The organism is Priestia sp. YIM B13486, assembly GCF_042787865.1.
Taxonomy (GTDB): domain Bacteria; phylum Bacillota; class Bacilli; order Bacillales; family Bacillaceae_H; genus Priestia; species Priestia megaterium.
Genome location: NZ_JBHZOZ010000001.1, coordinates 409869 through 432627 on the forward strand (window position 1 = coordinate 409869; position 22759 = coordinate 432627).

Below are 22759 nucleotides of genomic sequence, written 5' to 3' on the forward strand. Positions count from 1 at the left end.
CCCTCATCCTTTTTTCGCTAATACTGCTACTCTATGACTTGGTATATCGAGCGCTCTTGTCACGGCTTCAATAATAGATTTCTTTACCTCGATATTATCAGCTCCTTTAGCGACAACTAACACGCCTCTTACTTTTGGCTTTTCGGTTTTAACTACAACAGGCTTTTCTTGTTCTCCACTTCTTACAATGACCAGCTGTTCGTCTGTTGAGGAATCTTCAACTTTACGAGTCCCTCCTTCACGGTCTGTTTCGTTGGTCGTTTGCGATTTTGTGACGCTGTTTTTTTCATATATTTTGGATTCTGTTGCATCTAGGTTCACAATTACTTTTACCTTACTTACGCCTCTAACTTGATCCAAAATATCTTTCAATTCTTCCTCATACCGCTCTTCATAGCCTGTCATTGTTGTTGTCTTTTTAGAGCTAAAAGCGGGAACATCCTGTGATACCGGTGGTGCGCTGGTTTCTTTGCTTGCACTCTTTAGTAATCCGCCTGAATTCATAGATGTTGTGAGTAAGTTGCTAAATACCATAAAGATAACGCCTGCAGCTAGTAAAATGCCTATATACATTAACTTTGAAGGTTTCTTCGTAGTTGATGACTGTTTAAGTGAAAAGAACCGCTGAAAAAATGATGGGTCACCTTTTTCTGGCTTTTGACTCATTTCGTGTCTCCCTCCTCCATATTCACAACAACTTGGCCTTGTTTTACATCCCATTTTGCTGCTAAATAGTTGGATAATTTCTTGGATTCTGTTGGTTTGTTTGTTTCGATCGGTGTGGAGGTATCAATAGAAATAACTTTCACAGCTGAAACAACCTCGGAATCATCCGATGCTTTTTTACTTACGGCAACTGAAATGGATTTAATATTATCAGCGGTAGGTTCGTCGTTCGGCTTTTTTGTTTCAATGTGAATTCGATCAATTGCTACACCATACTGATCCATCAACTCCTCTTTTACATCTGCCTCCATTTGGACAGCCATTTGTTCTAAAATATATGCACGTTGTGAAGCTTGTATTTCTTTTTTCTGATTTTCTATTGAATTTTCTACCTGCTGATCGGATCGAATAGATGATAAGCTAAGTGATTTCAGCATTTGATTAACATCCACTTTGAAAATTTGAAAAACGGGTGTAATAATAATCAGCATTAAAAGAAGTCCAACCACCAGCTTTGTATATTTTTGAAAACTAGAATTGGGCAATAGTAAATTAATAATGGTAGCTAATAAGATAAAAAGAACGATATTAGTAATCCACGTCGTTAAGGCCTGCAATTTCTTCACCTCACCATCATTGTGACGTTGCTCGCTGTAATGATGACCGTTATACATAAGAAAAACATAAGCGAGACAACCGCAAGCGCCGCAAAAATATAGATGACGCTTTTACTGATAATGCTCAAGCAGGAAATAACCGGTCCTCCTCCAATGGGTTGAAGAAGAGCTGCTGCTAGCTTATAGATAAAAGCAAGCGTTAACACTTTAATAGCCGGAAACGCGACGATTAACAGTAAGACTGCTACTCCAGCAATCCCTACTGAATTCTTTAATAGAAGCGAGGCACTGATGACTGTATCAGCCGCATCTGTGAACACACGCCCTACAACAGGTATAAAGTTCCCTGTGACAAACTTTGCCGTTCGAATTGTAATACCGTCGGCAACAGCTGAGGTAGCCCCTTGAACGGACAGCACTCCTAAAAAAACAGTTAGGAATATTCCGAGCACGCCAATGCTTATATTTCTCAACAGCTGAGCAAGCTGTGTAACCTTATGTTCATCTGAAATCGTACTCACAATGCTAAGCAGTGCTGAAAGAAAAAGCAGCGGCATCACTACGTATTGAATAAGCAAACCGCTTGTGTTCATTAAAAACAAAATCATCGGATGAAAAAAGGCTGCCGATACAACTCCTCCTGATGATGCCATTAAGGCAAGCAGCAGCGGCACCAGAGCTAAAATGAATTTGGTCATGGTCTCAATCGCTCCCGTTGCATAAGAGATAGCAATTTGAAAACTATTAAGAGCAATGATAATCAAAACCATATATACAAGCGCATACGCTACTTTACTTACGGTTTGCTGATTAAACGCACTTTGGAGTGTTTGTAAAAACACGCTAAAAACCGTTAGCATAATGAGTGTACCGAGGAGTTTTCCATTCGCTAATACTTCATGAAATAAAAACTTTACAAGACCTCCTAGCCATTCTTTAAGAGAGAACTCTTTTTCTCCTTTTAAAAAATCGACTAAACTTCCCTTCTGACTCTCCGGTAAAAAGCCGCCGTATTGGGTAATAATATCGTCCCAAAACTGTTTGACTTCATCGATACCGAGCTTATCAATTTGTTCATTGACAAGTTCTTGCTGCTTCGGGGGTTCGGAAGCTTGTACATTTTCTGGAAAGAAAAAAAAGAGGAACAAAAGAAGAGCGAGTATATTCACTTTAAACGTCCACCGCTTCATTTCGTCACCTCATATTAAGTAAAATTAATTGGGCAGCATTGAAATAATCGTTTCAATAATGACCGTTAAAATAGGAATTGCCATGGAGAGAATCAGCACTTTTCCACCTAATTCAATTTTAGAAGCAATGGCACCTTGCCCTGCATCTTTCGTAATTTGAGCACCAAATTCGGCGATATAGGCGATACCAATAATTTTCAAAATGGTTTCCACATAAATCATGTTAACGTGGGCATTAATCGACAGCCGCTCGACCATCTTAATAATTTCGTAGATTTGATCAATTAAAAAAAGAAAGATCACGGATCCCACGAATACAACAAGTAAAAAAGCAATAGGTGATTTATGTTCTTTTAAAATAAGAGCCAAAAACGTAGCTACTAACCCTAAGCCCACAATTTGAAGCATTTCAATGGCAACTCACCCCTCTACCCTTGAAATAAAAAAACCGATTTGATTTTTTGAAATAAGTCCTCTACAATCGAAGCAACCATAAATAAAATATAAATAAAACCGATGAGGGTAACCCAGTTCGCGTAATCTTTTTTTCCCATCTGTTCGAGTACGGTGACTAAAAAAGCTACGACGATACCAATCCCAGCAATCTGAAAAATGGTGTTCATATCAATTCCCAAATTCAATCCTCCTCTATCGCTACATCAATAGAATGACCAGTAGCAATCCAGATAGAAAGCCTAAACTTTTAACCATTTTTTCATAGCGATTCTGCTTATCAACTGCATCTTGTTCTTCGCGTTCAAGATGATTCAGCGTCAGTAAGATATGCTTTTGCTGCGAATAACGATCATGTTGACCAAGCGTTTCACCAAATTGTTTTAAGATTTCTAGTTCTCCCGTTTTAAGTGCGGTTTGTTTCCAAAATTGGTCCAACGTCTTTTCCCAAGCTTCCTTGACACTTTCAGTACCTTCTTTTAATTTCATTGAAAACTCATTAAATAAAGAAGCCAAAGGATTAGGAAGCTGTAGAGATAACAAATGAGCAACTTCTTGAAGAGGCCGATTGCTGTACATAATTTCTGCTTCTAACGACCTCAGAGCCGTTTTTAATTGCCTGAGCTGCCTAGGTCTTGCACTAAGCTGCTTTGCAAACTCAAATCCTGTGTAAGTGGAAGCAAATAAGATAAAGATGGCACCAAACAGTTTCATACACCATCACCCTTTACTATTTTCAATAAGCGACTTTTCAGCGGACGTTTTCATGAAATTATAGTGCTCATCGTAGATAGCCTGAAGTGTTCCAGGACCTCGGCTGTTCGATAGCACAACATACCTTTTGAATACATGAAGTTTCATTAAAGCTTGCAAAGTGGGACGCTTCATTAAATCGTCAATGTCATAGCCATGAACAGTCATAATGACACGAACGCCAGCATTAACCGCTTCAAGTACGGCCTTACAATCTTCTTCACTTCCCACTTCATCCACGATCAGCACATCGGGGCTCATGGAGCGAATCATCATCATCATGCCTTCAGCTTTCGGACAGCTATCTAATAAATCCATTCTAAATCCGAATGTATGCTGAGGAACCCCTTTAACAGCCCCAGCAATTTCTGATCGTTCATCTACAATTCCCACTTTAAACGGAGGAATCTTAGAGCGCTCTATGCCAGTACTTATTACTCTGGCTAAATCGCGAATCATGGTTGTTTTTCCTGTTTGAGGAGGTCCTATAATGACCGTACTTTGCCAATAGCGATTGTATAAAAAAGGAATAAGCTGATTCGAAATACCAATCTTTTGTTTAGCAATCCGGATATTAAAGGATGATACATCTCGAATCACACGAACCTGTCCATTTTCTGTTACAACTTTTCCCGCTAGCCCAACCCGGTGCCCGCCTTCAATGGTGACATATCCTTTTTTCAATTCTTCTTCAATCATATAAATCGAAAACTGGCTTAATTTATTTAAGATAAATAAAGCATCTTCTGCACTTGGAAGATACGATTCGAAATATGGCTGATTGTTGATTGTAAATTCGACAGGTCTTCCTATGCGCACTCGAATTTCTTCTAGTACATGAGAATGGTTTGTGACATAAAATTCCACAGTCTTTTTTAAATTAGGCGGAAAGATTGCAAGTATTTCGTTTAACATATTCATCCCCTCATATTTGAACTCACTTCAATGTATTATAAGCTTGACCATTTTATGCCTACCTTTTATTTAAAAACACCGATTAAAATGAAGAGCACTCCTACTACAATCATGATTAATTTCCCAAAAGATAATTGATCGGCTACGGACACTAAACCTATGGTAAAAGAACTCACCATTACAATCGGACCAACAAGCGCTAACATTCCATTAATCATTAACGCCTTTTTCACATCATTGTTTGTGACAATTAAAATAGCGGCAATAAACTCAATAAATGAAGAAATAAATCGAAGGCACGCCATCGTTAATACCGTACCGTTTAAATGATCCAACCACTGCTTCATAAGCCCCTCCTATACCTCTGCGTTGTTTAGTACAACCTATGCAAAATAAGGAAGAGTTAGCACAAAAAAAACATACAAAAAAGGCAGAGAATGATTCTCTGCCTTTTTTGTATGTTTGCAGCTTGCTTACACGATCCAATTACGCGCGTGATACGTAGCTGCTGTCTGTTGTGTTGATAATTAATACGTCGCCTTCGTTTACGAAGAACGGAACGTTTACTGTTAAGCCAGTTTCTACAGTTGCCGGTTTTGTACCGCCAGAAGCTGTGTCACCTTTAATACCAGGTTCAGTTTCTGTTACTTTAAGCTCAACTGTGTTTGGAAGTTCAACACCTAATGTCTCACCTTGGTACATCATAATTGCTACTTCCATATTCTCTTTTAAGAATTTTAGCTCATATTCAATTGCACTTGCCGGAAGCTCTAATTGCTCATAAGACTGGTTGTCCATGAATACGTGCTGATCGCCGCTTGCATATAGATATTGCATTTTACGGTTATCAATTTGGGCTTTCCCTACTTTTTCACCTGCACGGAACGTTTTTTCTTGCACAGCTCCTGTACGAAGGTTACGTAGTTTTGAGCGAACGAATGCAGCGCCTTTACCAGGCTTTACGTGTTGGAAATCCATTACACGCCAAATACCTCCGTCTACTTCTACTGTCAAACCTGTACGAAAATCATTTACTGAAATCATGAAGAAATCCTCCTACATTTTATAAAATAATGAACTCTTTTGATGAGTGCGATAATGCCTCATTACCTTCTGCTGTGACGATCGTATCATCTTCAATACGAACGCCCCCTAAGTCTGGTATGTAAATACCTGGTTCAACGGTTACAATCATACCTGGCTGCAGTACATCTGTAGATTTCACAGAAAGTGATGGGCCTTCATGTACTTCTAACCCTACGCCGTGACCGGTCGAATGTCCAAAATACTGGCCGTATCCGTGTTCTGTAATATAATCACGCGTTAGCGCATCTGCTTCTTTACCCGTCATACCTGCTTTGATGCCGCTCATTCCGTTAAGCTGCGCTTGCAGTACGACATTATAAATTTCTTTTAGCTTATCACTTACTTCACCGACGGCAAATGTTCGTGTGATATCTGAACAGTAACCATTATAGTATGCGCCAAAATCAAGCGTTACAAGTTCGCCTTTTTCAATGACTTTGTCAGAAGCAACACCATGGGGTAAAGCCCCGCGATGCCCTGAAGCAACAATTGTATCAAAAGATGAAGATGTTGCGCCTTGTTTTCTCATAAAGAACTCCAGTTCATTAGATACTTGAAGCTCTGTTAAACCAGGACGAACAAAGGTTAAAATATGTTCATATGCTGCATCTGCTATTTTTGCAGCTTCCTTTAATATCTTAATCTCTGAGTCACTCTTTATCAAGCGTAAGTTTTCGATTGCGTGCGAGATTGGAACAAGTTCCGCGCCGATATGCTTATCAAATAATTGATGCTGTCCATATGTAACATAATTCTGTTCAAAACCAAGCTTTTTAATTCCAAATTGTTTCACTACATTCGCTACTTCTTCTACAATAGGACCCTTGTGCTGAACGATATCAAAACCTTCTGTTTGACTAGTTGCTTGTTCAACATAACGAAAATCTGTTACAAATGCCGCTTTGTCTTCAGAAATAATAACGACACCAGCAGATCCTGTGAAATTGGTCATATAGCGCCTGTTATATTCACTTGTAATTACAACACCGTCCACATTCAACTTTGAAAACTGTTCGCGTAGTTTTTCGATTTTCATTTTATTTCCCCCTTAATTGTAAAAGTGCCTGCAGGGCAAGCTCATATCCATATAAACCTAACCCGACAATTTGACCATGTGTAACAGGTGCCGTCACCGAATGGTGGCGAAACTCTTCACGCTTATGTACGTTCGAAATATGCACTTCAATAACAGGAACAGATATACTAGCAATCGCATCTCGAATGGCATAACTGTAGTGAGTAAAAGCACCAGGATTAATCATAATCCCATCAAATTTCTCATCCGCTTCATGAATCCAGTCGATAATTACACCTTCGTGATTAGACTGTACGCACTCAACTTCTATCCCATGGTCTCTGCCTGCTCGCTGAAGTTTCTCTTCAAGATTTTGAAGATTATCTGTCCCATATACCGCTGGTTCGCGTACGCCTAAACGATTTAAATTAGGACCGTTTATTACTAAAATCTTATTCATCTTAATTCAACACTCTCCCCTACTACGAACCCTTTATGCAGCTCACTCATGTGAATTTGCACTTTATTTTTCTTTTTAAATCATTATATAGAATATATTAGCATACGTTGGAACATTCACACTACTTATTCGCCGTTTGAAAATCTGTAGATTCATCTTTTGTTTGAAGCTCTGCAGCTTCAAAAGAAATGGAATATCCGATGAATACACCATATAAAATATAAATACAGAGGGATGAAATAATCGTGTTAGCTGGAAGCTCTCCAATTGTTTTTAAGTTGGGAAAGAGCGGATTCAAAACAACGAATACAATTGCCCACCATAATAAGCCGTAAGCAAAACCTATCCAAATTGTTTTAAACTTCTTTAATAGGACGTAGTATAACAACCCGACAACAATAGATAATACCCCTATAAGAAAAATACTGACGATAACACCTATTCCTTTATCCTTCCAATCACCTAATGCCCATGGATCTAAAAGCATATTTGGATTGATAACACTAAAGCTGAACAGATAATTTAAATAGCCAATAAAGCTCCAGAAAATTCCTCCAAAAAAGGAAATAAAGATGGCTTTAAATAAAAAAGACATTTCCTGTTTATGCGTAGGGTGGTTATCCTGTTTTTTTTCATGCTGTTCTTTAGGTTCTGACATATTAATCACCTCTTGATGTAGTATGAACTTTTTTCTCATTTCCTACTGACTCATTTCTAAGTTTTTACGTTTATTACTCTTCCTATACGCAAGAAGGGAGCCTGATATCAAAGAGACATTTTTAAACTACTTCGCACAGAGTTTCATAAACAAATTTTATAAGTGAAAGGAAAAAAATTCATAACAAGGGTGTGGAGATGAAAAATATTGGCTAAACTAGATAACATGCATCCGCCTAGAGGTTTATTTGATTTTGCTGTAGAATATAAAATACTAAGAAGTCTAGTCTAGTTAAGTTAGGTTGGTGCCTGAAATGTCTAAATTGCAAAAACCTGCGTATGGTGGTCAAGCCGTTATAGAAGGCGTCATGTTCGGTGGCAAACGTATGATGGTGACGGCTATTCGTCGCAAAGATCAATCTATTGATTATTTTCATTCAAAAAGAAAATCAAATTCCGTACTCACTGCTTTAAAAAAAATTCCTTTTTTACGAGGAATTGCTGCTATTGTTGAAGCCAGTGCAAACGGTACGCAGCACTTGAACTTTTCCTCTGAACGCTATGACGTGAACCCAGAAGATGATGCTCAAGTAGCAGAAGAACAACAAAAAGAGAAAAAAGAATCAAAACTATCTTTAATATTTGGCGTTGCAACTATTGGTGTAATATCCTTTCTTTTCGGGAAAGTACTATTTACATTGATTCCTGTGTTTTTAGCACAATTGACACGTCCTGTTTTCACTTCAAGTGTAGCTCAGGTTTTTATTGAAGGAGTATTTAAACTATTATTGCTCCTTGGCTATATTTATGTGATTTCACAAACGCCACTTATTAAACGGGTGTTTCAATATCATGGAGCAGAACACAAGGTCATTAATGCATATGAAAACAATGCTGAACTTACGGTAGAAGCCGTGCAAGCACAATCTCGACTTCATTATCGCTGCGGAAGTAGCTTTATCCTCTTTACCGTAGTTGTAGGAATGTTTGTCTACCTACTCGTTCCAACGGATCCTCTTTGGTTACGAATTGTGGATCGCCTTGCATTAATCCCAGTTGTCCTTGGTTTATCATTTGAAGTGTTACAGTTAACCAATAAAGTTCGTCATGTCCCTCTTCTTCGCTTTTTAGGTTATCCCGGTTTATGGCTTCAGCTTTTAACAACCAAAGAACCAAAAGATGATCAAGTTGAAGTTGCGATTGCTTCATTTAAAGAACTTTTACGCGTTGAAAATGAACTTTCTTCTACCACTGACGAACAAGTTGTCTAATCCACACCGTTTTGCTTTCTTTTTTTACTATTTTAGGAGGTGAACAAAATGAGACGTCCATTCGTGAAACCACTTGTATATGGTCTAATCGGGTTAGGAGTCATTGGCTTTGCATTTACGTTGATTACAGATCCAGCTGTTTTATTACGTCAAGCAGGTTATATTTTTCTGTTTATCATTTTGTTTTACTTAGTTTATCGGTTTATTCTCCGCCCTTCTCAGACAAAAGGTCAAGATAGAGGCTATGTGCGCGCAGTAAAACAATCAAAACTGCGTCAAAAAGAAAAAGAGCGAGGAAGCAACAAAGTTGATATGCATACGTACCGAAGCTCAAATAAGCGCCCGGTATCCAAATCAACGAAACCGCTAAAGAAAAAGAAAAACAACTCACACTTGACCGTCATCGAAGGTAAAAAAGGAAAAAAGAAAAATAGAGCATTCTTTTAAAAAAACAAGGAGAAAAACCTCCTTGTTTTTTTAATAGCACCATTTTTTCAAAAATGCCCTTGTACGCTTTTTGCCAAACGCAATCAGCTCTTCCTTCCGTTCTTCTGTGAGGGTAAATTCTGTCGCAAAAACTTGATTAACAGGTAAAAAGATAATATTTTTTTCGTGACGTTTTGAAATATGTCTTGCATCGTGCGCATCTTTCATCGTCTCAAAAAGCGCACTGAATAAACCAACGGCATTCTTAATTTTATTCCGTTCCCTTTCTTCGTCCTTCGGGCTCAGCTTCACCCCAATTACCGGTCGTTTCTTAAGACTTTTATCATCATCAAACAGAAAAATTGGAAAGTTGCTTAACACGCCCCCGTCGACTATTAAACTGCTTGGGGTAGATTTTAATTTAACCGGCTCAAAAAAATATGGAATGCTGCAGCTCATTCGAACGGCTCTTGCTACAGAAAAGCGATTCGGGTCGATTTGATATTTAGGCAAATCATCTGGAAGAACAAGCATCGTACTGTTGGTCAAATCTGAAGCAATAATACGCAGCGACTGATCAGGCAAATCAGCAAATGTACGAATTCCTCTGCTCCGCAATTTTTCAGCAATCCACTTTTCAAGCCTTTCTCCTTTATATAATCCCATTTTCCAATATAAAAACAGCCACTTTGTCAAGCTTGATGGTAAAAAAGACATTCTTTGATCTAAAAAAGACGATAACTCAATTTCATTCATCATTTCAACAATTTCTTCACTTGTATAACCGGCTGCTACAAATGCACAAATAATGGAACCCGCACTCGTTCCGGCTAACCGCCGAAAGATCAAGCCTTTTTCTTCTAGAGCTTGTAACGCGCCAATCAGTGCAAGCCCTTTAATACCGCCACCTGAAAACACTCCGTCGACGTACACAGCCTCTCCTCCAAACTACCTACTCTACATTTGTAGTCGACTCAGCAACAAGTTATGATAAAAAGAAAAAAAGCAGTGACGCTATTGGCCGCTGCTTTTTTCTTATAATTTTTGTTCTTCTTCATTTCGTTTTTGTACATTGCGAAGATCTTGAATACGGTTATGATTTTCTTCAAAGTATTGAACCAAATCTCCAATTCGATCAATGGAATTCCAGCTTAAATGATGTTCAATTCCTTCTACGTCATCATAAATATTTTTCTCATCTACGCCAATGATGCGCAGCAGCTGCTCTAAAAGCTCGTGGCGATAAACAAGACGTTTTCCAATCTTCTGCCCCTTAGCTGTTAAAACAAGGCCTCGATATTTTTCATAAATTAAGTACTCATCTTTGTCTAGCTTTTGAACCATCTTCGTTACAGATGAGGGGTGAACCGCCAATGCATCAGCAATATCAGACACTCGAGCGTATCCTTTATCTTCAATTAGCATATATATTTGTTCAATATAATCTTCCATACTCGGTGTAGGCATGAAATCTCCCCCAATTAATATTATGTATTGCTAATAATAAGTCATAAATGTCTGTTTCTTATAGTGATATCGTGTTCATGTTTGATAATCTATGTGAAAAAAACGTGTAAATAAAGCGATGTCATAAGATAAAACTGGATAAAAGACATTCAATTAAAATCATACTACAATGCTTATTCAAATACAAGAACTGTTCGATCTCGCTTCTTATTTATGCCCCATTTTTATACATAATAAAAGCTGACTCGTTTGAGTCAGCTTTTACTAGTCAATCATATTCAAAATTAAAGGCCGCATTTCAGCTGTGCACCACAGTTTGTACATGTGTTGCATCCGCCCATTTCTTCTACCGTTCCTTGACGGCAAACCGGACACGTATTACCTACTTCAGAACCGATTGTTACATCAGTTGAACGAATTTCATTAATTGTATCAACTAACACAACGTGCGGTTTCGTTTCTTCTTTTGGCGCTTCAATTTCTTCATCAAACGTATTTTCTTCTGCTTTTAGCGTTAAGACTTGTGCATCACGGCTGCCGTCTACGTACACCGTACCGCCTTTTGCTCCGCCTTTATACAGACGCTCGTACACTTTTTGAACTTGCTCTACCGTGTAACCGCGAGGAGCGTTTACTGTTTTACTAATTGAACTGTCAATCCAGCGCTGAATCACACATTGCACATCCGCGTGAGCTTGTGGTGCAAGTTCCATAGCTGAAATGAACCATTCAGGAAGGTTGTTTGGATCTGCTTCTGGATGCTGATCTAAATACTCTTGAACGATATCAGCTTTTACTTCAATAAATTTACCTAAACGGCCGCTTCGGAAGTATGAGAATGAGAAATAAGGTTCAAGACCCGTTGATACTCCAACCATTGTTCCAGTACTGCCTGTTGGCGCTACTGTTAATAAATGAGAGTTTCGGATACCGTTCTCTTTAATGTTTTCACGAATATCTTCAGGCATTTTTTTCATGAAGCCTGTATTTGTGAATGCTTCACGTAAAGAAGCCGTTTCAGCATCTGTTTCGCCTACTAAGAACGGGAAGCTTCCTTTTTCTTTTCCAAGCTCTACAGACGCGCGGTAAGCCGTCGTTGCAATTGTTTCAAACACTTTATCTACTAACTCATTGCCTTTGTCAGAGCCGTACTCTGTTTCACAATAAATAAGAAGATCGTGAAGACCCATTACACCAAGGCCAACGCGGCGTTCGCCAAGCGCTTGCTTTTGGTTTTCTTCTAAGAAATAAGGAGTTGCATCAATAACGTTATCTTGCATTCTAACGCCTGTTTCAACCGTTTGACGTAACTTTTGAAAGTTAACAGTTCTCGTTTCTTTATCTGCCATTTGCGCTAGGTTAACAGCAGCTAAGTTGCAGACAGAGAATGGTGCAAGTGGTTGTTCACCACATGGATTTGTTGCAACAACGTGCTGACCATATGCTTGAGCATTTGTCATATCATTAGCATTGTCAAAGAAGAAAATGCCTGGTTCAGCTGAGTACGTTGCACAAATATTAATTAAGTTCCATAGCTCTTTTGCACGGATAGTACGATACGTACGAACTTTGTTTCCTTGTTTTGCCCATTCGCGCACGTCGCCTACTTCGTGCCAGTTTTCATTGTAGTTAGCCATTTCTTCTTTTGAATAGCTTTCTACGTCTGGGAAGCGAAGTTCGTATTCTCCGTCGTTTTCAACAGCATCCATAAAATCTTTTGTTAAGCATACAGAAATGTTTGCTCCTGTTAAAAACTCTGAGTTATGAACGCTGTACGTTCCGCCTGTTTGCAGCTTTTCTTCTGCATCTTTGATGATTTTTTCACTGAACCCACCAAGACCAGGAATTTGTTTATAGTTAATGATTCCTTGGTACATCGCTTCTTCAGACTCTGTTAGCGGCGTGAACTTCAATTTATCTTGCGCATGTTTTTTAATCATTTCGTCATTTGTGTTTTCAATTAAGAAACGTAAAATGCGAGGGTTTTGCATTTTAGAAATAATAAATTCTACAATGTCAGGATGCCAGTCGGCAAGCATGATCATTTGGGCCCCACGACGTGACCCACCTTGCTCAACAAGATGCGTCAGTTTAGCAATATCATCTAACCATGAAACCGAACCAGATGATTTACCGTTTACACCGCGAGCCAGCGTGTTGCGCGGGCGAAGAGTTGAACCATTCGTTCCAACACCGCCTCCACGGCTCATGATTTCCATTACTTGTTTGCGGTGTTCTGAAATACCTTCACGTGAATCTTTTACATAAGGCATTACATAACAGTTGAAGTACGTTACGTCCGTATCAGCACCTGCACCGTAAAGAACGCGGCCAGCTGGTACAAAGTTTAGCTGAACAAGCTCTTGATAGAACTTTTCAAACCACTCTTTACGCTTTTCTTCTGTTTTTTCCACAGAAGCTAAGCCTGTTGCATTACGTTTTGCAATTTGCTCATAGAAGACTTCTAGAGGTTTTTCAATGACATCTAAAGAACGAGTAATTAATCCGTTTTCTGCTTCTTCAGGCGATAAAGCTCCTCTAAACTCATCTTCTACCTTGACAACAGCGGTTTTTTGCTCAAAATTAATGCTTTCCACATAGCCAAGTCCTCGTGCTGGAAATTTTGGATCTTCCTTTACGGTTAGAACAACAAAATCTCCTTCTGATAACGTTAATTTTTCCGTATCTTTAAACGCATAGCGGTCTAACATTACCAATCTTGAAACACCTTTATGAGTCAACTTCATATCCGGTGTAATCGGATGTACTTGCGGAAAGCGTTCAATATCTGAATTGAGCTTTTCAACATTCATATTCACTTTTTGATTTAACAAAACAGTCATTCTCACAACTCCTTACCTATCGAACATCTATAAATTTATTAACTTTATTTCCTTTTAAAGGAAATAAAGTTTTTCAATCAACTATCAATAACTTACCACACGGCTTGGACGAATTCAATATATAGTATTTGACACTTCTCCAAACATCTACATATAGAAGGGTGTCAAGTGAAATATTTTTTTTTTCGTAAAAAAAGTGTTTGACTTTTCTTCCCTATGTATTCTATTAGCCAAGCATTGTTTCTAAAAATCCCACTAAAAAGTGCAACTTATAAGAAGTTGCACTTTTATCTATTTCCCATGGGCATCCGTTTAGCGCTTAAAGTTCCATTCATCCGATCCGTACTTTGTGCGCGCTAGTTCTTCTACATATGCTTCCTCTTCTTCAGACAGTGTATACGGTTCTAAATCGATATCAAGAGCAGAAGCAAATCCTTTATAAAACGCTTCTTTTGCTTCTTCAATAGAGATTTTGCGGCCCGCAATTGCATTAATGGCTACCGCTTTAGAACGAAATGCGCGCTGCATTCTTTCTTTCACGCGATCATTTGGATAATTAAACACGCTGAATAATTTATCTTCATCAATCTCTAACAGAATAGAGCCGTGCTGTAGAATAACTCCTTTTTGTCTAGTTTGGGCACTTCCAGCAATCTTGCGGCCCTCTACAACTAGTTCATACCAAGAAGGAGCATCAAAGCACACGGACGAACGAGGGTTTTTTAAGCTATTTTTTTCTTCTTCTGAACGAGGAATAGCAAAATAAGCCTCGAGCCCTAACGAACGAAACCCTTCCAGTAAACCTTCAGAGATTACGCGATATGCCTCTGTAACTGTCTTGGGCATGTTAGGATACTCTTCAGATACAATTACGCTGTAAGTAAGCTCTTCATCGTGAAGCACGCCCCTGCCGCCCGTTGGACGTCTTACAAAGCCTAGCCCTAATTCTTTTACTTTATCAAAGTTAATTTCTTTTTCAGCTTTTTGAAAATAACCGATTGACAGCGTTGGAGGGTTCCATCCGTAAAAACGAATCGTAGGTGGAATTTCTCCTTTACTATGCCATTCTAATAACGCTTCATCTAACGCCATATTGTAATAAGGCGAACGGTTGTTGGAATCAATAAATCTCCACTTTGCTTTCATCTACCTCATCCTCAGCTATATGTAATATAAAAAATAAATCCGTTTTTTAGTCTACCAAAAGATTGAGCTAAGGAAAAGCAAAGAGCAACATAAAACTGTGAATTCAAATGTGGTAGTTTTTTCATTTTCGGGAAGAAATCCGCTAGATTCAAGGCAAAATCGCTTTACTTCTAATTTCATTCACTTATATAATAAGAGTATGGATTTTGTCGAAGAAAGGAAGAATCAGCATGTCAGCAATTACAGCAGTACTCATTTTACTTGGAGTAATCATCATATACTCTGTCGTTATGTTCTTTGTCCAACGTCGCATTATGAAAACGTTAACTGAAGAAGAATTCCGCAGCGGCTACCGCAAGGCACAGCTAGTTGATATTCGTGAACCGAATGAATTCGAAAACGGACATATTTTAGGCGCACGAAATATTCCTCTTTCACAGTTCCGTATGCGCATTAAAGAATTTCGTCCAGATCAACCTGTCTACATCTATTGTCAAAGCGGAATGCGCACAGGACGCGCAGCACAAATGCTTCGTCGCCACGGTGTTCAAGAAATCTATGATTTAAAAGGCGGCTTCAAAATGTGGAACGGTAAAGTGAAAAAGAAAAAATAATGGTATGTATATAGAAAAACCTCGCCTTTGGGCGAGGTTTTTTGTTAGACGTTTTGAACAGCCTGTTCTTTCTGATAGCGAAGAACTGGCTTTCTCGCTGCCAGCGTTTCATCAAGGCGTTTCACAACCGTTGTATGCGGAGCTTCCTGTACGACTTCAGGCGTTTCTTCTGCTTCTTTTGCAATTTGAATCATCGCATCGATAAACGCATCTAGCGTTTCTTTCGACTCCGTTTCCGTTGGTTCGATCATCATGCACTCTTCTACGATAAGCGGGAAGTAGATAGTCGGCGGATGATAGCCAAAATCAAGCAGTCGTTTCGCAATATCCAATGTGCGCACGCCAAGCTTTTTCTGACGTTTTCCAGATAAAACAAATTCGTGCTTACAGTGACGGTCAAACGGCAGCTCATAGTGTTCTGCTAAACGACGCATCATATAGTTGGCATTTAGCACAGCGTTTTCCGTCACCGCTTTTAAGCCGTCTGGACCCATTGAACGAATATACGTATAAGCGCGAACGTTGATACCGAAGTTGCCGTAAAACGGCTTTACACGTCCAATTGACTGAGGACGGTTATAGTCAAAGTGATAGCCTTCTTCTGTTTTCACAAGCACTGGTTTAGGCAAATACGGAATTAAATCTGCTTTTACCCCTACCGGACCAGAGCCAGGACCGCCTCCTCCATGAGGGCCTGTAAACGTTTTATGAAGGTTTAAATGAACAACGTCAAACCCCATATCTCCAGGACGGGCTTTACTTAATACTGCGTTTAAATTTGCACCATCATAATAAAGCTTTCCACCTGCTGCGTGAACAATTTCAGCCATTTCTAAAATATCTTCTTCAAATAATCCCAGCGTATTTGGGTTTGTTAACATTAAAGCGGCTGTATCTTCTCCTACTACGCGGCGTAAATCCTCTAAGTCCACTAAACCATGTTCGTTTGATTTTACCGTTACCGTTTCAAATCCCGCAACTGTTGCCGAAGCCGGGTTCGTTCCGTGAGCTGAGTCTGGAACAATGACTTTTGTTCGCTGCGTCTCACCATTTGCTTCATGATAGGCACGAATCATCATAAGCCCGGTCCACTCGCCGTGAGCACCTGCTGCTGGCTGAAGTGTTACTTCATCCATTCCTGTAATTTCTGTTAAATGCTCTTGTAAATCATATAAAAGTTCGAGAGCACCTTGAACCGTTTGCTCATCTTGAAGCGGATGAATATGCGCAAACCCAGCAATGCGTGCTGCTTGTTCATTCACTTTTGGATTATATTTCATCGTACATGAACCAAGTGGATAAAACCCTGAGTCTACCCCGTGATTTCGTTTTGAAAGCGCGGTGTAATGACGCATAATATCGAGTTCTGATACTTCAGGAAGCTCAGGAGCTTTGGCACGCACATACGCTTTCCCAAGCAGTTCTTCAGCATTTACTTGCGGCACATCTAACTCTGGCAATGAATAGCCGATTCGCCCTTCTTTACTGCTTTCAAAAATAAGTGATTGATTTTGATTAAGCATGAAGATCCCCCAATTCATTTACAAGTTGGTCAATTTCCTCTTTTGTACGGAGCTCTGTAAAAGCAAGCAGCATGTGATTTTCAAGCGCTTGGTTATCACGGCTAAGATCATAACCGCCAATTATTTTTGATGCTAATAAATGATTGTTTGCTTCTGTTACCGAAACCGGAAGCTTCACGACTAATTCGTTAAAAAACGGTCCTTCAAATGCTACATTTACCCCTTTTGCCTTTAACGCTTCATATGCATAATGCGTTTTTGATAAGTTTTGCAGCGCCATTTCTTTTACACCTTGCTTGCCTAAAGCTGTCATTGCAACTGATGCTGCTAAAGCATTTAACGCTTGATTTGAACAAATGTTAGACGTCGCTTTATCGCGGCGTATATGCTGTTCACGCGCTTGAAGGGTTAAAACAAACCCTCGCTTACCGTTTTCATCGACCGTTTGCCCTACTAATCGTCCTGGGATTTTTCGCATAAGCTTAGACGTAGTTGCAAAGTATCCGCAGTGCGGGCCTCCAAATTGACTTGGAATACCAAATGGCTGTGCATCTCCAATGACAATATCAGCTCCGAATTCTCCAGGAGGCGTAAGTAAACCTAATGATAAAGGATTGCTTGAAACCACAAACATGCATTTTTCTTGATGGGTAATTTCTTCAATTTCTTTTAACGGCTCGATTTGTCCGTAGAAATTTGGATACTGGACAATAACAGCTGCCACGTCACTCCCCATCTCTTTTTCTAATGCAATCATATCTGTTACGCCGTCTGCTGAAGGGATTTCTACCACTTCAATGTATTGACCCTTCGCATACGTTTTTAACACATCTTTTGACTCAGGGTGAACAGCCGCAGAGACAAGTACTTTTTTCTTTTTTGTTTGACCCGCACTGAGCATAGCGGCTTCTGCTAAAGCAGTTCCTCCGTCATACATAGAAGAATTAGCCACGTCCATCCCCGTTAACTCACAAATCATTGTTTGAAATTCAAAGATGGCCTGAAGTTCTCCTTGAGAAATTTCCGGTTGATACGGAGTATAGGCCGTATAAAATTCCGAACGAGAAATAACATGATCAACAATAACCGGCATGTAATGATCGTAAACTCCTGCTCCTAAAAAAGAAGCATAGTCTTTTAAATGAGCATTTTTAGCAGCCATACTATTTAATTCTTTTAACAGCTGAGGCTCTGAAGCCGCTTTTTTAATATTGTATTCTCCTTGAAAACGAACGCGCTGCGGAATATCTGAAAATAAATCATCAACAGATGAAACACCAATTGCTGCTAACATTTGCTGCTGATCTTGTTCTGTCATTGGTAAATAGCGATGTAACATGTTAAATTCCTCCCCAAAGCTTACTTTGAACGTTTATAAAAAGGTGTTGAAACCACTTTTGCTTTTAAGCGCTTTTTCCGAACCTGCACTTCCACTTCTTGACCAAGCTCTGTATACTCTGCTGACAATAGTGCTAGACCGATGTTTTTCTTTAATGTCGGTGACTGTGTACCTGTTGTCACAAATCCAATTTGTTCTTCATCTGCAAGTACTTCGTAACCGTGTCTTGGTATACCTTTATCAATCATTTCAATTCCTACCAGCTTACGAGGTGCCCCGCTTTCACGCTGTTCTTTTAACACTTCTTTTCCAATAAAGCTGTCTTTGTTCGTCTTTACTGCAAATCCAATTCGAGCTTCAATGGGCGTAATATCTTTTGAAAGCTCTTGGCCATATAAAGCCAAAGTAGCTTCAAAACGAAGCGTATCGCGAGCTCCTAATCCGCAAGGCAGCACACCTTCATCACTGCCTGCTTCTAAAATAGCCGTCCACAAGTGAGCTGCGTCAGCTGAAGAACAATAAATTTCAAAGCCATCTTCCCCGGTGTACCCAGTACGTGAAACGAGAGCTTTTACATTCGCTACTTCTACATCATCAGCAAATGTAAATGGCTTTAACAAAGCTAAATTTTCGTTCGTTAACGTTTGTAAAACTTTTTCTGCTACAGGACCTTGCAAAGCTAGCTGCGCAGTTTCATCAGACTGATTAACGAGCGTTACATCTCCTTGTTTGTGAGACACCAGCCACTCATAGTCTTTTTGAATATTAGCAGCGTTTACGACTAGCAAATACTCTTGATCTGCTTTTTTATAAATCAGCAAATCATCTACCGTGCCTCCGTCTTCATAACACATAGCCGTATACTGCGCTTTTCCATCTACGAGGGTAGAAACGTCATTTGTCATCGTGTGCTGAAGAAAAGCTAAGCTATCAGCTCCTGTTACAAGAATTTCTCCCATATGAGAGACATCAAAAAGGCCTGCCTTTGTACGTACAGCTTCATGCTCTTCTTTAATAGAAGAAAATTGAACGGGAAGAGCCCATCCTCCAAAATCAATTGTTTTGGCACCATATTTTTGATAGGTATCATAAAGCGGCGTTTTGTGTAATTCTGTTGTCATATTTATGTCCTCCTCTTTTTCACGTGAAACTTTTCATAACGGGGAGTTTTCAAATAGTGTGGGGATCACTATTTATCCAAACAAAAAAGGACAGAAAACCCCCTACTGTATTTAGTAGGAAGTCTCTGTCCTTTTCACCTGAAAGTTTACCTATAAATGAATAGGTTTGCCTCGTGGGTGGTCTATAAACGCATAGACGCTCTCCAGAGCTGCGTCAAACAAGAGTCTTTTTGCCTGAGAGATTCACAATTTTATTGCTTGCTCCTTCGGCGCTACATTCAAGTAGTCTCTCCCCGTGTCGTCATTCGCTTCTATAAAGTTGGTAAAGTTGGGCATACTACTGAAAGATGTATCTATCTTTATTCACACAATCATTTGTAAAGTGCTAATCTATTTTCTTTTTCAAATTTTCTAAATATATTTTTATCCTACCTGATTCTTATCATTTGTTCAATAAAAATTTTTCACAAAGGAGCATTTTTATCATGAAAGTGAAATTAAACATCGATGAAACATGGGAAGCAGCCTTCTCAACTAAATTGGAGCAAGACGGCCCTTGGTCTGCATGGGATTTGTATAAACTTGCCTATGAAATAGAAGACCAAACGCTTATCTCAGAATTTGAAGGACTACAAAGCCCAAAACATCTAGCCGATTTAACGCCGCTTCCTCATCAGCTCGAAGTAGCCAAACAAGTAGTTGAAACAATGAATGGGAAAGCCATTTTAGCAGATGAAGTAGGACTGGGCAAAACGATTGAAGCAGGGTTAATTTTGAAGGAATATATGATTCGCGGACTTGTTAAAAAAGTTCTCATTTTAGTTCCAGCTTCGCTTGTTTCACAGTGGGCTATGGAATTGAACCAAAAATTTTATATTCCCGCAGTCCCTCAAAGAAAATCATATGTGTGGGATCAGTGTGACATCGTTGTGTCTTCAATTGATACAGCAAAACGTTCTCCTCATCGAGAAATTGTGCTAGAACAAGACTACGACCTCATCATCATTGATGAAGCTCATAAACTTAAAAACAACAAAACAAAAAACTATGAATTTGTGCAAAGTCTAAAAAAGAAATTTTGTCTGTTGCTAACCGCAACACCGATTCAAAATCGAATTGAAGAAATTTTTAACTTAGTCTCTCTTTTAAAGCCTGGTCATCTCGGCAATAAAGACTATTTCGAAGAATTATTTTCCGCTAAAAAACGCTCTTTGCAAAACGATGAACACTTAAAAGAGCTTGTTAACAAAGTTATGATTCGAAATCGCCGCCACGATACGGGTATCGAATGGACGAAGCGAATTGTTCAAACCATTCCTGTTGAATTCTCGCCGAAAGAACGGGAGCTATACGATGCGATTACATCTTTTAAAGGAAACGGACTCCACCCTTCAAGCGCTTTTTCAATTTTAACCCTGCAGCGAGAGGCCTGCAGCAGCCGTGAAGCGGTGTATATGACATTAAAAAACATGATGGAACGTCAGGAAGATCCAAACAGCGCATTAACGGAACATATGATTACTCCGTTAATGGAACTACTTCAGCAAGTTCCGCAAAATGCAAAAGCAGAAAAAGTGCTAGAACTCGTTCAGAAAATTGATGATAAAGTCATTATTTTTACTGAGTACAGAGCAACTCAACTGTATTTACAGTGGTATTTAAAACAGCATGGAATTACCTCTGTACCTTTTAGAGGCGGATTTAAGCGAGGTAAAAAAGACTGGATGAAGCAGCTTTTTGAAAGCCACGCGCAAGTATTTATTGCCACTGAAGCAGGCGGAGAAGGAATCAATCTTCAGTTTTGTCATCATATCATTAACTATGATCTGCCGTGGAATCCAATGCGTCTAGAACAGCGAATTGGAAGGGTCCATCGTTTAGGTCAAAAACATGATGTTCACATTTACAATTTAGCCATTCAACATACGGTCGAAGAACATATTTTAAAATTGTTATACGAAAAAATAAACCTTTTTGAACGAGTTGTTGGAGAGCTAGATGATATTTTAACAAAGCTTGATTTAAAAAATATCGAAGAGCATATTCAGGATATTTTATTTCATTCACGGAGTGAAGGAGAAATAAAAATCAAAATGGAGAACTTGACGTCTATTATTCAATACGAAGACAGCGAGGAGGATCAGCATGCAGCAAACTGATATTCACCAATTTTTAAAGCGTTATTTTCTAGCTAATAATTGTTCTATTGTCACAGAAACATCTTCTTACCTGACGGTTCAATTAACGATTGAACTCGATAAAGAATTGATGAATCGTCCATTTTATTGGCACTATATTGAAAAGACGGGAGGAGAAGCAACTCCTGCTTCGCTCACTTTCATTACAGACCCAGCATTTGAAGACGATTCCGTTCAAGGAGAACGAATTCATTTCGGTTCACCTAGGCTGCACCAAATTTTCGCTTCTACTCAAAAACTAGGCGGGTTTATTCACTTGTATGAACAAGTTGCCTCAGCTCAGCCAACAAATCAGCCTTTACACCCTTGGCTTGCATTAAATATTAAAGTCTCATACAAATGCGATCGTAAAAAAGATGAGCTCTTGTCGCTTGGCATTAATTTAATCAATGGACAGATTATTGAATCATTTCATGAATTAATCATTAATCAAAATTTGTCATCTAAAATCTCAGACTATTGCTTTACTCTCTCACCTTTTATTAAACCTAAAAGTGCCATCGCACGACTCACATCATATGTGACTGACTATGTTAAAGCTCAGCCAACTGAATGGGCTGAAAAAGCTCAGGAGAGATGGTATGAAGACTTAGCGCTTCTAGATCATTTTTACGAAACAGCAGAAGAGCTGCCAGAAATATATATGACCGAAAAAACAGCGCTTCAAGAACTGTACGAGCCGACTATCTTGTTTAAGTTTATAAACGGTGGCTTATTTTACATATCGCCTGAAACGATGTCTCGTCAATTTAACAAAACACAAGCCGGTTAAAAAAAAGATGAGCATATAATATGCTCATCTTTCTTTTTTCTTTCGATACCACAGCATAAACGACAGCGGAATCATTCCAAACCATCTGTTTGCAAAAGGTGCTCGCTCTTCTTTTTTTTGAATTTTTTTCGTTTTCCTCTCTTCTTTTGGCTGATCCATATATTGTACAAATTGCTGAGTCATATATTTTACATAATCATTCGTTTTCATATAATCAACTCCTCAGC

At 39.1% G+C, this 22759-nt stretch carries 25 protein-coding genes and 1 riboswitch; of the genes, 5 read left to right on the top strand and 20 right to left on the bottom strand.

The genetic code is table 11. The annotated features are described in order from the left end of the window. Window positions 1–3: 3 nt before the first annotated feature. From spoIIIAG to ACFX4G_RS02090, 12 genes are all read right to left on the bottom strand, one after another. Entirely contained in the window at window positions 4–666 is a 663-nt protein-coding gene (spoIIIAG, locus tag ACFX4G_RS02035; protein ID WP_377572726.1) for a stage III sporulation protein AG, read from the bottom strand. Further along, entirely contained in the window at window positions 663–1283 is a 621-nt protein-coding gene (gene spoIIIAF / locus ACFX4G_RS02040; protein ID WP_013059148.1) for a stage III sporulation protein AF, read from the bottom strand. Before spoIIIAF ends, spoIIIAG begins: the two co-directional genes overlap by 4 nt. A 5-nt stretch (window positions 1284–1288) precedes the next feature. Continuing rightward, window positions 1289–2473: a stage III sporulation protein AE gene (gene spoIIIAE, locus ACFX4G_RS02045; RefSeq protein ID WP_377572728.1), complete on the bottom strand. Its 1185-nt coding sequence runs from the start codon at window positions 2471–2473 to the stop codon at window positions 1289–1291. Between the two features lie 24 nt (window positions 2474–2497). Beyond that, entirely contained in the window at window positions 2498–2881 is a 384-nt protein-coding gene (spoIIIAD, locus tag ACFX4G_RS02050; RefSeq protein WP_013059150.1) for a stage III sporulation protein AD, read from the bottom strand. 20 nt (window positions 2882–2901) lie between these two features. Then, a complete protein-coding gene (spoIIIAC, locus tag ACFX4G_RS02055) occupies window positions 2902–3108 on the bottom strand; it encodes a stage III sporulation protein AC (protein WP_013059151.1) in 207 nt (68 codons plus the stop codon). 19 nt (window positions 3109–3127) lie between these two features. Beyond that, window positions 3128–3640 (bottom strand): stage III sporulation protein SpoIIIAB, encoded by a 513-nt coding sequence (spoIIIAB, locus tag ACFX4G_RS02060; RefSeq protein WP_013059152.1) that lies wholly within the window; start codon window positions 3638–3640, stop codon window positions 3128–3130. Window positions 3641–3646: 6 nt separating this feature from the next. Next, window positions 3647–4594 (bottom strand): stage III sporulation protein AA, encoded by a 948-nt coding sequence (spoIIIAA, locus tag ACFX4G_RS02065; RefSeq protein WP_377572730.1) that lies wholly within the window; start codon window positions 4592–4594, stop codon window positions 3647–3649. A 65-nt stretch (window positions 4595–4659) separates the two neighbouring features. Beyond that, window positions 4660–4941, bottom strand: coding sequence for a YqhV family protein (locus tag ACFX4G_RS02070; protein WP_013059154.1), 282 nt, complete (start codon window positions 4939–4941; stop codon window positions 4660–4662). Window positions 4942–5080: 139 nt separating this feature from the next. After that, complete coding sequence (efp, locus tag ACFX4G_RS02075) at window positions 5081–5638, bottom strand: elongation factor P (RefSeq protein WP_013059155.1); 558 nt, start codon at window positions 5636–5638, stop codon at window positions 5081–5083. 19 nt (window positions 5639–5657) lie between these two features. Then, window positions 5658–6716, bottom strand: a complete 1059-nt coding sequence (locus ACFX4G_RS02080; RefSeq protein WP_016765546.1) for a M24 family metallopeptidase — start codon at window positions 6714–6716, stop codon at window positions 5658–5660. A 1-nt stretch (window position 6717) separates the two neighbouring features. Further along, window positions 6718–7155: a type II 3-dehydroquinate dehydratase gene (aroQ, locus tag ACFX4G_RS02085; RefSeq protein WP_034648945.1), complete on the bottom strand. Its 438-nt coding sequence runs from the start codon at window positions 7153–7155 to the stop codon at window positions 6718–6720. 121 nt (window positions 7156–7276) lie between these two features. After that, on the bottom strand, window positions 7277–7813 hold the full coding sequence (locus tag ACFX4G_RS02090) for a YqhR family membrane protein (protein ID WP_016765547.1): 537 nt from the start codon (window positions 7811–7813) through the stop codon (window positions 7277–7279). Window positions 7814–8126: 313 nt separating this feature from the next. Here ACFX4G_RS02090 and ACFX4G_RS02095 point away from each other — a divergent pair, with 313 nt between their 5' ends. Then, on the top strand, window positions 8127–9083 hold the full coding sequence (locus tag ACFX4G_RS02095) for a DUF1385 domain-containing protein (protein ID WP_013085002.1): 957 nt from the start codon (window positions 8127–8129) through the stop codon (window positions 9081–9083). 48 nt (window positions 9084–9131) lie between these two features. After that, window positions 9132–9530: an SA1362 family protein gene (locus ACFX4G_RS02100; RefSeq protein WP_013059160.1), complete on the top strand. Its 399-nt coding sequence runs from the start codon at window positions 9132–9134 to the stop codon at window positions 9528–9530. A gap of 30 nt (window positions 9531–9560) precedes the next feature. On the opposite strand, the gene ACFX4G_RS02105 is transcribed toward ACFX4G_RS02100, so the two are convergent. The 4 genes from ACFX4G_RS02105 to ACFX4G_RS02120 all read right to left on the bottom strand — a co-directional run bounded on the left by ACFX4G_RS02105 (window position 9561) and on the right by ACFX4G_RS02120 (window position 14965). Then, window positions 9561–10442 carry a patatin-like phospholipase family protein gene (locus tag ACFX4G_RS02105; protein ID WP_016765549.1) on the bottom strand — a complete coding sequence of 294 codons (882 nt, stop codon included), beginning with the start codon at window positions 10440–10442 and terminating at the stop codon, window positions 9561–9563. A 102-nt stretch (window positions 10443–10544) separates the two neighbouring features. Further along, a complete protein-coding gene (gene mntR, locus ACFX4G_RS02110; RefSeq protein ID WP_013085004.1) occupies window positions 10545–10976 on the bottom strand; it encodes a transcriptional regulator MntR in 432 nt (143 codons plus the stop codon). A gap of 284 nt (window positions 10977–11260) precedes the next feature. Then, the gene (locus ACFX4G_RS02115; RefSeq protein ID WP_377572732.1) at window positions 11261–13819 is read right to left on the bottom strand and encodes a vitamin B12-dependent ribonucleotide reductase; all 2559 of its coding nucleotides are present in this window, start codon (window positions 13817–13819) and stop codon (window positions 11261–11263) included. 312 nt (window positions 13820–14131) lie between these two features. After that, complete coding sequence (locus tag ACFX4G_RS02120; protein WP_013085005.1) at window positions 14132–14965, bottom strand: lipoate--protein ligase family protein; 834 nt, start codon at window positions 14963–14965, stop codon at window positions 14132–14134. Window positions 14966–15195: 230 nt separating this feature from the next. Here ACFX4G_RS02120 and ACFX4G_RS02125 point away from each other — a divergent pair, with 230 nt between their 5' ends. After that, window positions 15196–15579, top strand: coding sequence for a rhodanese-like domain-containing protein (locus ACFX4G_RS02125; protein ID WP_013085006.1), 384 nt, complete (start codon window positions 15196–15198; stop codon window positions 15577–15579). A gap of 44 nt (window positions 15580–15623) precedes the next feature. Here the strand turns inward: ACFX4G_RS02125 and gcvPB are convergent, their stop codons facing one another. Genes gcvPB through gcvT form a run of 3 tightly spaced genes read right to left on the bottom strand, consistent with a single transcriptional unit; the run spans window position 15624 to window position 19562 of the window. Then, entirely contained in the window at window positions 15624–17102 is a 1479-nt protein-coding gene (gcvPB, locus tag ACFX4G_RS02130; RefSeq protein ID WP_377572734.1) for an aminomethyl-transferring glycine dehydrogenase subunit GcvPB, read from the bottom strand. Beyond that, the gene (gene gcvPA, locus ACFX4G_RS02135; protein ID WP_043976247.1) at window positions 17095–18441 is read right to left on the bottom strand and encodes an aminomethyl-transferring glycine dehydrogenase subunit GcvPA; all 1347 of its coding nucleotides are present in this window, start codon (window positions 18439–18441) and stop codon (window positions 17095–17097) included. Before gcvPA ends, gcvPB begins: the two co-directional genes overlap by 8 nt. A gap of 20 nt (window positions 18442–18461) precedes the next feature. Continuing rightward, on the bottom strand, window positions 18462–19562 hold the full coding sequence (gene gcvT, locus ACFX4G_RS02140; RefSeq protein WP_043976245.1) for a glycine cleavage system aminomethyltransferase GcvT: 1101 nt from the start codon (window positions 19560–19562) through the stop codon (window positions 18462–18464). A gap of 212 nt (window positions 19563–19774) precedes the next feature. After that, window positions 19775–19867, bottom strand: a riboswitch (glycine riboswitch). Between the two features lie 180 nt (window positions 19868–20047). Between gcvT and ACFX4G_RS02145 the strand changes: the two genes are divergently transcribed. Continuing rightward, window positions 20048–21721: a DEAD/DEAH box helicase gene (locus ACFX4G_RS02145; protein WP_377572736.1), complete on the top strand. Its 1674-nt coding sequence runs from the start codon at window positions 20048–20050 to the stop codon at window positions 21719–21721. After that, window positions 21708–22532, top strand: a complete 825-nt coding sequence (locus tag ACFX4G_RS02150; protein ID WP_013059169.1) for a YqhG family protein — start codon at window positions 21708–21710, stop codon at window positions 22530–22532. Before ACFX4G_RS02145 ends, ACFX4G_RS02150 begins: the two co-directional genes overlap by 14 nt. Before the next feature lie 24 nt (window positions 22533–22556). Here the strand turns inward: ACFX4G_RS02150 and ACFX4G_RS02155 are convergent, their stop codons facing one another. Then, window positions 22557–22742, bottom strand: coding sequence for a YqzE family protein (locus ACFX4G_RS02155; protein WP_013059170.1), 186 nt, complete (start codon window positions 22740–22742; stop codon window positions 22557–22559). Window positions 22743–22759: the final 17 nt, after the last annotated feature.

Coding starts and splice junctions, on each gene's coding strand:
- ACFX4G_RS02100 (WP_013059160.1), top strand. CDS start 9,132: ATGAGACGTCCATTCGTGAAACCACTTGTATATGGTCTAATCGGGTTA.
- gcvPA (WP_043976247.1), bottom strand. CDS start 18,441: ATGTTACATCGCTATTTACCAATGACAGAACAAGATCAGCAGCAAATG.
- ACFX4G_RS02120 (WP_013085005.1), bottom strand. CDS start 14,965: ATGAAAGCAAAGTGGAGATTTATTGATTCCAACAACCGTTCGCCTTAT.
- gcvT (WP_043976245.1), bottom strand. CDS start 19,562: ATGACAACAGAATTACACAAAACGCCGCTTTATGATACCTATCAAAAA.
- ACFX4G_RS02080 (WP_016765546.1), bottom strand. CDS start 6,716: ATGAAAATCGAAAAACTACGCGAACAGTTTTCAAAGTTGAATGTGGAC.
- spoIIIAG (WP_377572726.1), bottom strand. CDS start 666: ATGAGTCAAAAGCCAGAAAAAGGTGACCCATCATTTTTTCAGCGGTTC.
- ACFX4G_RS02095 (WP_013085002.1), top strand. CDS start 8,127: ATGTCTAAATTGCAAAAACCTGCGTATGGTGGTCAAGCCGTTATAGAA.
- spoIIIAE (WP_377572728.1), bottom strand. CDS start 2,473: ATGAAGCGGTGGACGTTTAAAGTGAATATACTCGCTCTTCTTTTGTTC.
- gcvPB (WP_377572734.1), bottom strand. CDS start 17,102: ATGCTTAATCAAAATCAATCACTTATTTTTGAAAGCAGTAAAGAAGGG.
- ACFX4G_RS02125 (WP_013085006.1), top strand. CDS start 15,196: ATGTCAGCAATTACAGCAGTACTCATTTTACTTGGAGTAATCATCATA.
- spoIIIAB (WP_013059152.1), bottom strand. CDS start 3,640: ATGAAACTGTTTGGTGCCATCTTTATCTTATTTGCTTCCACTTACACA.
- ACFX4G_RS02090 (WP_016765547.1), bottom strand. CDS start 7,813: ATGTCAGAACCTAAAGAACAGCATGAAAAAAAACAGGATAACCACCCT.
- ACFX4G_RS02145 (WP_377572736.1), top strand. CDS start 20,048: ATGAAAGTGAAATTAAACATCGATGAAACATGGGAAGCAGCCTTCTCA.
- ACFX4G_RS02150 (WP_013059169.1), top strand. CDS start 21,708: ATGCAGCAAACTGATATTCACCAATTTTTAAAGCGTTATTTTCTAGCT.
- spoIIIAA (WP_377572730.1), bottom strand. CDS start 4,594: ATGTTAAACGAAATACTTGCAATCTTTCCGCCTAATTTAAAAAAGACT.
- ACFX4G_RS02115 (WP_377572732.1), bottom strand. CDS start 13,819: ATGACTGTTTTGTTAAATCAAAAAGTGAATATGAATGTTGAAAAGCTC.
- efp (WP_013059155.1), bottom strand. CDS start 5,638: ATGATTTCAGTAAATGATTTTCGTACAGGTTTGACAGTAGAAGTAGAC.
- spoIIIAD (WP_013059150.1), bottom strand. CDS start 2,881: ATGCTTCAAATTGTGGGCTTAGGGTTAGTAGCTACGTTTTTGGCTCTT.
- ACFX4G_RS02070 (WP_013059154.1), bottom strand. CDS start 4,941: ATGAAGCAGTGGTTGGATCATTTAAACGGTACGGTATTAACGATGGCG.
- aroQ (WP_034648945.1), bottom strand. CDS start 7,155: ATGAATAAGATTTTAGTAATAAACGGTCCTAATTTAAATCGTTTAGGC.
- ACFX4G_RS02155 (WP_013059170.1), bottom strand. CDS start 22,742: ATGAAAACGAATGATTATGTAAAATATATGACTCAGCAATTTGTACAA.
- mntR (WP_013085004.1), bottom strand. CDS start 10,976: ATGCCTACACCGAGTATGGAAGATTATATTGAACAAATATATATGCTA.